This is a genomic window from Nocardia fusca NBRC 14340 (genome assembly GCF_001618425.1).
Classification (GTDB): domain Bacteria; phylum Actinomycetota; class Actinomycetes; order Mycobacteriales; family Mycobacteriaceae; genus Nocardia; species Nocardia fusca.
Genome location: NZ_BDCU01000042.1, coordinates 87,622 through 96,367, shown reverse-complemented (window position 1 = coordinate 96,367; position 8,746 = coordinate 87,622). Strand labels below are relative to the sequence as shown.

The 8,746-nt window shown below is 67.4% G+C and carries 11 protein-coding genes; 8 read left to right on the top strand and 3 right to left on the bottom strand.

All coding sequences use genetic code 11. From position 1 onward, the window contains the following. Nucleotides 1–5 precede the first annotated feature (5 nt). Genes NF4_RS27235 through NF4_RS27225 form a run of 3 tightly spaced genes read right to left on the bottom strand, consistent with a single transcriptional unit; the run spans nucleotide 6 to nucleotide 2,427 of the window. Nucleotides 6–533, bottom strand: coding sequence for a YbaB/EbfC family nucleoid-associated protein (locus NF4_RS27235; protein WP_063130249.1), 528 nt, complete (start codon nucleotides 531–533; stop codon nucleotides 6–8). Next, nucleotides 527–853, bottom strand: a complete 327-nt coding sequence (locus NF4_RS27230; protein WP_063130248.1) for a hypothetical protein — start codon at nucleotides 851–853, stop codon at nucleotides 527–529. Before NF4_RS27230 ends, NF4_RS27235 begins: the two co-directional genes overlap by 7 nt. Nucleotides 854–894: 41 nt before the next feature. Then, nucleotides 895–2,427, bottom strand: a complete 1,533-nt coding sequence (locus tag NF4_RS27225; RefSeq protein WP_232330667.1) for a hypothetical protein — start codon at nucleotides 2,425–2,427, stop codon at nucleotides 895–897. Nucleotides 2,428–2,815: 388 nt separating this feature from the next. Here NF4_RS27225 and NF4_RS27220 point away from each other — a divergent pair, with 388 nt between their 5' ends. The 8 genes from NF4_RS27220 (at nucleotide 2,816) to NF4_RS27185 (ending at nucleotide 7,659) form a co-directional block, all read left to right on the top strand. Beyond that, nucleotides 2,816–3,142, top strand: coding sequence for a YbaB/EbfC family nucleoid-associated protein (locus tag NF4_RS27220; RefSeq protein WP_063130283.1), 327 nt, complete (start codon nucleotides 2,816–2,818; stop codon nucleotides 3,140–3,142). Between the two features lie 128 nt (nucleotides 3,143–3,270). Continuing rightward, nucleotides 3,271–3,588, top strand: coding sequence for a hypothetical protein (locus tag NF4_RS27215; protein WP_063130247.1), 318 nt, complete (start codon nucleotides 3,271–3,273; stop codon nucleotides 3,586–3,588). After that, entirely contained in the window at nucleotides 3,585–4,838 is a 1,254-nt protein-coding gene (locus NF4_RS27210; RefSeq protein WP_063130246.1) for a hypothetical protein, read from the top strand. The genes NF4_RS27215 and NF4_RS27210 overlap by 4 nt, the downstream gene beginning before the upstream one ends. A gap of 12 nt (nucleotides 4,839–4,850) precedes the next feature. Further along, a complete protein-coding gene (locus NF4_RS27205) occupies nucleotides 4,851–5,147 on the top strand; it encodes a PE family protein (RefSeq protein ID WP_063130245.1) in 297 nt (98 codons plus the stop codon). A 16-nt stretch (nucleotides 5,148–5,163) separates the two neighbouring features. After that, nucleotides 5,164–6,120 (top strand): PPE domain-containing protein, encoded by a 957-nt coding sequence (locus NF4_RS27200; RefSeq protein ID WP_063130244.1) that lies wholly within the window; start codon nucleotides 5,164–5,166, stop codon nucleotides 6,118–6,120. A 24-nt stretch (nucleotides 6,121–6,144) separates the two neighbouring features. After that, nucleotides 6,145–6,933: an ESX secretion-associated protein EspG gene (locus NF4_RS27195; protein ID WP_063130243.1), complete on the top strand. Its 789-nt coding sequence runs from the start codon at nucleotides 6,145–6,147 to the stop codon at nucleotides 6,931–6,933. Nucleotides 6,934–6,999: 66 nt separating this feature from the next. Continuing rightward, nucleotides 7,000–7,308 carry a WXG100 family type VII secretion target gene (locus NF4_RS27190; protein ID WP_063130242.1) on the top strand — a complete coding sequence of 103 codons (309 nt, stop codon included), beginning with the start codon at nucleotides 7,000–7,002 and terminating at the stop codon, nucleotides 7,306–7,308. Nucleotides 7,309–7,359: 51 nt separating this feature from the next. Then, a complete protein-coding gene (locus NF4_RS27185; protein ID WP_063130241.1) occupies nucleotides 7,360–7,659 on the top strand; it encodes a hypothetical protein in 300 nt (99 codons plus the stop codon). Nucleotides 7,660–8,746: the final 1,087 nt, after the last annotated feature.

Here is an 8,746-nt window from a genome sequence, read left to right as displayed (position 1 = left end):
CTAGATCACCACGTGGAACCGGAAACCGGAGGATTACTCCGTCCACGGCCCGCGGCCCGATCGACCTCTTCCACATTCTCGAACTCGAGCACCGGGTCGGCCGCCACCTCGGCATCCTCCGGGTCCGGAACAACAGTCGGTACCGGCGGCGCCACCGGCATCATCGCCTCCACATCGGCCAGTCCGGGAATCATTTCCGACAGCTTCGGCCGCCGCGCCCGCTCCTCCCGCAGTGGAGCGACCAATTCCGCACTCTTCTGGGCAACCTCGGCCGCCGCCTGCTGCGTCGCCTCGGTCACCGCCGCCGCGATCTCCGCATAACTCAACTCATCGATATCGTCGGCGAACACCGTCTCGATCAGCAACCCATCGGCATTGACGGTAGCCGTCACCCGGCCGTCCCGCACCGACGCCGACGCGGTCAACTTCACCCGCTGCCGCTGCGCCTCGGCGATCAACCCCATCTGCCGCTGCAAACTCTCATACGCCGCAGCCGCTTCCTCCGAAAAGTCGCCGGATATCACCGCTACCATCCGAACTGCCTACTCGACATTTCGTCCGTATCGATATGCGCCTGTGCCGCACCGCTCCCGACCCCCATATCGTCGGCGATCCCGGCAACGATCTCCGACATCCGGCCCGTCTTGTCCTCGGCCGCCTCCCCCTGACTCCGGAAACCCCGAGGTCCACCCGCGAACTCTTCACCGAAATGGTCGTTACCGCAGGCTATTTCGGTATTGTCCAAAATCTTGTTCGCCTTGTCCCGCGCAGCCGCGAGGTTATCGCCGATCTCGGCAACCAGCTTCGCCGCATCCCCGAGCAACGCCGGGTCGACTTCGATCCTCTTCGCCATCACCGATCCTCACCATCCGCCCACGGCACACGTCCGTGCACTCACACCGAAACCTTGCGTCGCGCGTGGAAACGCTGTTCGAACTCGCCCGCGAACACCGCCGGCGCCACCGACGAAGAGGAATGCTCCAGCACCCCGTCATCGGCAACATAGAAAATCGCGCGCCCGATCGCCATCTCCCCCTGCGGAACCGGCACATAGACCATCCATCCGCAGCTGATCCGTTCCCCGACCAGCTCGTCCAGGGGATATCCGGTGGTATCCAGACCCCGGCTCTCGATATAGGTCCGCACCCGGTGCACCGCTTCGCTCTCCGGCATCGCCACCGGCAGCGAGGTCAGCACGCCGGCCGTGTTCAGCTGATAGACCGCTCCGTCGATATCGAAGGTGTCCTCGTCGAACAGGGCGGTCACGGTGTCACGTGTGGCGAGTCCGAGTTCGGCCGCCGCGACGAGTTCGGCCGCCGCGGCCCGGCCCTGCGCCGTGGGCGGTGTCGCCGCCAGCCCGGCCAGCAGCCCGGCCACGGTATCCGCAGTCCACACCCCGGGCACCGCGGTGGCGCAGGCCTCGGCATCCGGGGAGTCCCCGCGATACCAGCGACCGGCCTCCCACCAGTAGACGAACGACAGCAACCCGGTCCCGGCACGCGGATTCAACACCGGATCGGCCACCCAGTCGGGTGCGCCGGCGAAGAATTCCGGCATCGGAGCGTCTTCGTTGTAGGTGGCGTCCAGCGCCGGCGCGTCCCAGACCCCGCCGGAGAGCACCGCCCGGTCACCGGGCAGCGAATACAGCGTCGACCCGCCACGGCGCGAACTCTCGAACCAGCCCATCGCGGGCATGACCCGCGGTCCCCACTCCGATCGGGCCGCCACGAAACCCGCGGCCAGACACGCCCAGCGCGCCCACATCTGTGGAAAGGCCGGAAAACCACCGGCGGCCACATCCGCCCAGACTTCGGCTTCCCGGTCGGCGCGGGCCGCCCGGGCCGCCTGCTGCGGGGTCCGCGACTGCCGGTCACCATGCGAGATATAGGCGGCCAGCCAGACCGGTAACGATTCCCGCGGATACTCGTCGAGATCCAGCAGATACGCCTCGGGCTCGAAAAGCTGCCCCTCCGGGAACGGCTCGTCACCGAGGTCGTAATCGATATCGAGTCCGCCTGCGGAATCCGCGCGCACCAGCAACCGCCACCAGGGCCCATCGGCGGATTCGGCGACCATGGCGCGCTGGCTGCGCACCTGCTGCAGTACCTCCGGCGCGGGCTGGACCCGCAGGGCACGTGTGCCGTCGGAATACCGCACCTCCGCGAACACCGCGGTGGTCGTCACCGCGAACACGGCGTCCAACTCTTGCCAGCCAGGCGGTCCGGAATTGCCTAGTGCCGTGGCGATTTCGCGCGCAGCGGCACGGTCGGCGGGTTCGTTGACCTCGGGTTCGACGCGGGCATCGGGACGGGTGGTGTCGCCGGGCGGGGTGACTTCGGCACCCGCATCGGGCGAGGCGAGCCGGAATCCGATATCCGGCGCCTGCTCTTCCGCACTCTCCGGCTGTTCCGAATTCTTGTCGCTCACGTTGCCCACTCGCTCACAGCTCGACCTGCCTACCGACCGCGTCACCACCCATCAGGTGGGCCAAATACTCTCAGCATCCCCGAAAGGGGATTTCCCACAAGCGGGAACGAATCATCGACAATGGCGGAACCGGCTCGGGACTTACCCGGGAATAGGGTTCCCCGTTCCCGCCGGGCGCGATGGATCGGTCCGGGCCGCTCCCGGCCCGCCGTACGATGTGCGCCTTCGGCGAGTCACCGAGGTGTCATGACAACAACTGCGCCGAGAAGCGGGTCGATCTCCGTGGAGACCACGGGCACGGGCCTTCCGTTCCGAATCGGCATCGGGCCGGCCGAATTGTCGCGGCATCGGAACAAGATTTCGAACCGCAGATCCGGCCGAGGTGGATATGAGCGAGGCAATGGATGCGCTGGAGGCGCGGGTGCACCGCCAGTTGAACATGATGCACGACCTGGCGGACCGGCTCGCCGGGATCCGGGTGCGGGAAACCTCACCGGACGGCACCGTGACCGCCGAGGCCGACGGCAACGGCGCACTGTGCGATCTGGCTCTCGCACCGGCTATCTCGAAATCATCGCCGAGCGAATTCGAGTCGGTGATGGTGGCGACCGCCCGGCGGGCCGCCCATCTCGCGATCATCCGGCGCGGCGAGCTGGTCGATGCTTTCAACACCGAACTCGCCGAGTCGATGCCAGGGCACGATTCCGGCCACTGACCAGGTCACAATCCGTCCCCGTCGGCGCGAGACTTCCCATCAGAGGCAAGTTCCCGGCTATCGGTAGCTATCGGGTCTGGATACGTTAACCAACGAGAATGTAAATTCCTCGGCCCCTAGGCGTTCAGATGACTGATCTTGTGGCGGACTCCCATATCGTGCGTGAATTCGGCAATGCCTCGGCCGCTCTGGCAGTGGAGACGGCAACGGCCGGAGCTGTGAACCAGGCCGCACTCATCGCGGCAGCGATCCCGGTGTTCGGCCTGATCGGTCAGGACTTCCTGGCCGCATTCGCGTATGCGCAGGCCAACAACCTCCGGTCGGTCGGCGAGCTGGCCGCCGTACATGCCGCGACAGCGTTGACCTCCTATGAGGGCGCTGCGGCCTACGATTCGACCGAGGAGGCCTCGGCCAGCGCATTCGGCGTGATCGGCAGAACGGTATGAGCGGACCGATCGACGAGACCGTGCTGGAACTGCTACGCAAGAGCGCGGCCGGTCCCGCGTTGGACCGGCCCGTCAACGCTGTTCTCGCGGATATGGGTCTCGGGCCGCTGCCGCAGCTGCCCGACCGGATTCCGCTACCGGAACTACCGCCGCTCCCGGCCCTGGATCTCTCGCTGATCGCGAAGCCGATCACCGATCTGGCCGGAAGTTTCGGCACCGGGCAGTTCGCCGGCGGGACGGAACCTGATCCATCCCAGGTGTTTTCGCAGATCTCCTCCGTCTTGCAGACCCTGATACAGGTGGGCGCGTCCGCGGCACAGACCGCGATGGCGTTGTGGCAGGGCACGGCCGCGACGGAGGCGGCGAACAAGTCCACCGAAGCACAACGCGACGGCGCGGCGATAGCAGGTCAGAGCGCCGGGACCGCAGCCGGCACGGCGACGGCGACAGCATCTGTCTTCACCGGCGCCACCACGATGGCGGCGATCGTGGCACGCTACCTGGCCTCCATCGCCGCCGCCGGTCCGTTCCTGATGACCGGCGCCGGACAGCTGTTCCTGCTGGCGGCCACCACCGAAACCCTGACGGAAGCCACCGTGGTAACCGCGAAGACCCGCACCGAATTGAGTGTGGAAAGCGCGCAGATGATGGCGACGGGCGAGAAAGTACCGGTGACGAACGCGCCGGTCGGTGTGGATCCGATGCAGATCGTCTTGCAGCTGATGCAGATCGTGCCGACGGTGGTGGGTGCGGTGTCCGCCGGAGCGCAATCCGCCGCCCGGCTACACGAAACCCTGAACCCGGTGAAGCCGGTCACCGACGGAGACGCTGCGGATTCGATTGCCCGCCCCGGTGGTGCAGGCCTGCCCGGAGCCGTTCTCGCAGGCAGCGGTGGAATCGCGGGGACGCCTGCGCAACCGCTGGCACCGTGGCCGGGAGCACGAGCTACGGGTAGTCCTGGTGCGGGCTCCGGAACCCCCGGCAGCTCAACGGCTTCCGTGACCAGTAGTAGCGCCACCCGCGCCGTCGGGGGAGCCATCCCGATGGGCGGAGGTCTGGGCGCTGCCGGACTGCCCAGGGGCGGGGAGGCCCCGACAGCGGACGGCACGCGCGACCATCTGGTCAACGCAGCGCACGGCAACGAGGTCGTCGGGCCTATGGAAGGAGCGTCGTTGCCGGTTGTCGGCACGGCCGAGCGTGTGTCCGTACCGGTGAGTGGCGACTCGCCGGACAAGCCACTGACCCTCTGACAGGAGATCGGGATGGAATTCGATCCACCTCAGGTCCGGCGGGCCGGTACCGAACTGGACGCCCTGGCCGCACGGTTGGAGGATGCGCTTCGGGTGAATCTGCCCGCATTGGCTGTCGAACCGGCCGGTATGGACGAGGTTTCGGTCAGTGCGGCGGATACCTTGCGAGTAGTGGCCACCTCCTATGACGATGCCACCACCCGCGGTGTCCACGAGATCAGAAAACTGGCCGCAGCCCTGCGTTCGCAGACCGATCAGCTGGTCCGGATGGACGAGGACAATGCCGGCGGCTTCGGGACAGCGGTCTAGCGGCGGAGCGCAGAAGATGATCGAACCACCGATACCCGGTTTCACGGGTGTGATCTGGGCGGCCCGCCCCGCGGAAAAACTCGCGCACGATCTGGCCACCGGTCCCGGTGTGCGGCCCATGGCCGAGGCCGGCGCCGCATGGTCGCGGCTGGCCGCGGTATTCGGCGCGGCAGTGATCGAATACGACCAGATCATGGCCCGAATGCGGGATTCGTGGCGATCGACCGAGAGCGGTCCCGCGATCGACCGATTCGCGGCGCTGCGGCACTGGCTGGCGGACACCGCCGCGGCCGCCGGCCGGAACGCCTCGCTGGCCGGTGGGCAGGCAGTCGCGTACGAGGTGGCCAGTCTGGCAATGCCGCATCTGGACGATCTCGCGGCCCTGACAGCAGCGGCCCGCAGTCTCGAACAGGTCGGGGCCGCGCTCGGCGCGCCGCTGGTCGCGACAGTTGCCGATACCGCCGCGGAGCAGGATCTCACCAAGGCGAGCGCGGCCCGGGTCATGCACGGCTATGAATCGGCGTCCGCGTCGTTGGCCGCGCCGTGGCAGCATGTGCAGCCACCGGAAATCGTCTCGAGTACGGCATGGGAAGCCGAGCGTAGTACAGCACCCCCGGTATCCGGTGCCGTACCGGCCGCAACCATGGGTGCGGGTTTCGGTATACCCCGAGTACCCCGGCCCCTGTCCCCCTATCGGACCGGAGCATCCACCCCGCTGGTGGCTGCCGCACCTGAGGCGGTGCCGGTGCAGTCCTCACCCGCGGCCGCGCCGTCGGAGGCAGGACGGATGGTTCCCGCCGGGATGGCCCCGCCGTCTGCCCTGGCCGGCGCCGATCGCGCCGTCCGGGCCGGCGTCATCGACGAGGAAACCGGTGCGGTGATGGAAATCGACACGGGCATCCAGGCGGCTCCACCGGTGCTGGGCGCCGCCGAGACGTCCTGTCATCCGGTCCCGGGAACGGGGACGTCGTGACACGGCCCTTGCCGAGGGGGCGCGATGACGATACTGACCAATGACGGTCTGCTGGCCGTTGCGGGCCTGCTGAATGTGCAAACTCTTCCGCTGGTGCTCGCGGTGGGGCCCCGGCAGGATTCGGCGACCGCCTGGGCCGCCGCGCAGCACGAGGCGCTGGCCGGGCTGCGCAGATCGGGCCTGGTGGACGGGTACGACGACGTCGACACCGATCTGGCCGCGGCCCTGCACGTGCTGGCGCAGCCGGACCGTGAACTGGTGGCACGGATCCACACCGGGGCGGGAGTCCGGCGGGCGTGCCTGGCCCGCCGTGGCGATCGGCATGCGGTGGCCACCAGGGTCGGTGACGTCTTCGACGTGCGGACTACGTGGGCCGATGGGACGGGGGCGACCTTGGCGCGCCCACTGCTGGACATGCTCGGGCCCTGCCCGCCTGCGGCGACAACGAGTTTCAGTGCGCCGTCGGAGGCGCTCCGAGAGCGCCTCGACGGCGCCGGCGACTCCAGTGAGTACACCCAGGCGCTGTATGAACTGGGTGTCGAGGAACGTACTGCGATCGAGTTCGGTCTTGCCCTGTCCACCTGTACCGCGTATTCCGAAATCGTCGGCTACGCCCATGGCGAGGGTGTCACCCATCGATCCGCAGGAGCGGTCGTGGTGTACGACACCGAGCGCGGCCGGCTGGTTGCCGGCCCCGGGACCTCGCCGGACCAGCAGGTCTGGTCGACCTTCACCTCGGGTTCCGATCATCGGATCGCCGAGGCGGTGTCCGCCCTCGCACACTCGCTGCCGGGAGGAGGGTGGATGTCCTAGACCACTGTCTCAGCTCGAGATCGTTGGGTCTCGGCATGTATACAACCTCACGAAAGGATCCTGATAATGGCAACACAGGGTGTTGATCTCGACCACGAACTGGTCAAGAAGGCGACCGGCGAGATGTACCAGGCCATCGAGAATCTGCGGCTCTCGGTCAGAGCCGTCGACTCGGCCGGCGATGCGGCTCGCGCGGGCTGGAAGGGTGACGCGAACGCGTCGTTCGTCACCACCTCGCAGGCGTGGAGCGATGAGTCCGACAAGCTCAACCAGACGCTGGACGAGCTGACCAAGGCCACCGAGGATGCCACCCAGACCATCCTGGGCATGGACGAAGACGCCTTCATCCCCGGCGGCGGCTACACCAGCCTCTGATCCGCCCCGGCGGCTTTTCACCTATCTGCTCGACCGAGAAGGAATGGGACAATGAGCGACATTCTGTACGACAAGCCCACGATGGAGGCGCTGTTCGACGCGCTGAAGACCGAGGGCAGCAAGATCCAGGGTGAGATCGATGCCCTCGGAACCGCCAAGGACAATTTCCTCGCCGCCATGGCGAGCCAGGGCGCGCAGGACGGGTTCATCGCGGCACACAGCAAGGTGAACACCGAGCTCGAGGACACCCTCCACAAGCTCGATCAGCTCGCCATCGCGGTCGAGAACGCGCTGCACCGCGCGCTGGAAACCGATAAGAAAATCGGCGACGGGTTCGCGGCTTTCGCCTGACAGCGGGTCGACCATCCGCCGAAACGGCCGGCTGGATCAGCCGGGGATCCAGCCGGCCGTTTCGCATGATCCCCCACTTGTCCGCCTCTCCCGCGCGGTAACAGGTTGAGGGTTCTCGTCGCTCTATTCGTTCATCCCAGCTCGCGACTCGATCCGGCGATCAACGCCTGCAATCGGATCGCTGCGCACACAGCTCCCTCGGCGAATCGACCAGATGCTGGACAACACCAGCACCTCACGCCTACATCGCCCGTCTCACCGATGCGCTCGAGCGCGGTCAGCTGGATCGGGCTGGTTGTGTCGGACCTTCGGGTCATACTTCGTTCATGGGGTTCGAGACTGTGCGGGGGCACGCTCGCAGGGGACGTCCGGGTGGAAGCTATGTGCGTTCGTCCATCCGTTTCACCGACCGGCCCCCGCCGCGCCGGCGCAGCGGCCACTCCCTGCACTATCCCGGATCTCGCAGTGCCTCGATCATGCCGACCCTGTGGGCCCTCGGGGCACTCCTGGGCGGCGTGATCTTCCTGCTGGTCGTGTTGACCGCCGCCAACATGGACACCCCCACCGATCAACCTGAAACTCCCGCGGTCCCCTCGACGGCCGTGCCCGTGAAACCGGCCGCCCCGCCAACACCGGAGCCGCGAAGACCAAGGGCATACCCTTCGCCGACCGCCTGTTCACAAATAGGTGCTTATTGAACGAGAATACGGCAGCCGCCATCGCCTACCTCGCCGTGTTGGCGATGGTTCTGCGGTACAAGCACATTCCTACAGCTCAGACCCCGGCGGTTGCGCCGCCGAAAGCTTCGTCCGGTAGGCGCAAGCGGCGCTGACTACGGACGACCCTGGTGGTGTCCTGCCCCCGGGCTGTGTTTCGCGCGCGGGAGTCCGGCGGCTCGCGGCTCGCCGTGGCGCTGGACGCTGCTGTGACGCTTCGGTCGGCGAGGATCGTGCGGGTCAGTGCTCGTCGGTGCTTTTGCGGGTGCGGCGACGGCTACGGGTGGCCTCTCCGACCACCCATCCGAGCGCGGTCGGGCGCGGTTTGCCCCGGGAAGCCTCGTAGGTGGCATGCAGCTTCGGCTCCGGCG

Bases quoted from the DNA above. Each gene is read 5' to 3' on its own strand.
- NF4_RS27235 (WP_063130249.1), bottom strand. From the start codon at position 533: ATGGTAGCGGTGATATCCGGCGACTTTTCGGAGGAAGCGGCTGCGGCG.
- NF4_RS27230 (WP_063130248.1), bottom strand. From the start codon at position 853: ATGGCGAAGAGGATCGAAGTCGACCCGGCGTTGCTCGGGGATGCGGCG.
- NF4_RS27220 (WP_063130283.1), top strand. From the start codon at position 2,816: ATGAGCGAGGCAATGGATGCGCTGGAGGCGCGGGTGCACCGCCAGTTG.
- NF4_RS27215 (WP_063130247.1), top strand. From the start codon at position 3,271: ATGACTGATCTTGTGGCGGACTCCCATATCGTGCGTGAATTCGGCAAT.
- NF4_RS27210 (WP_063130246.1), top strand. From the start codon at position 3,585: ATGAGCGGACCGATCGACGAGACCGTGCTGGAACTGCTACGCAAGAGC.
- NF4_RS27205 (WP_063130245.1), top strand. From the start codon at position 4,851: ATGGAATTCGATCCACCTCAGGTCCGGCGGGCCGGTACCGAACTGGAC.
- NF4_RS27200 (WP_063130244.1), top strand. From the start codon at position 5,164: ATGATCGAACCACCGATACCCGGTTTCACGGGTGTGATCTGGGCGGCC.
- NF4_RS27195 (WP_063130243.1), top strand. From the start codon at position 6,145: ATGACGATACTGACCAATGACGGTCTGCTGGCCGTTGCGGGCCTGCTG.
- NF4_RS27190 (WP_063130242.1), top strand. From the start codon at position 7,000: ATGGCAACACAGGGTGTTGATCTCGACCACGAACTGGTCAAGAAGGCG.
- NF4_RS27185 (WP_063130241.1), top strand. From the start codon at position 7,360: ATGAGCGACATTCTGTACGACAAGCCCACGATGGAGGCGCTGTTCGAC.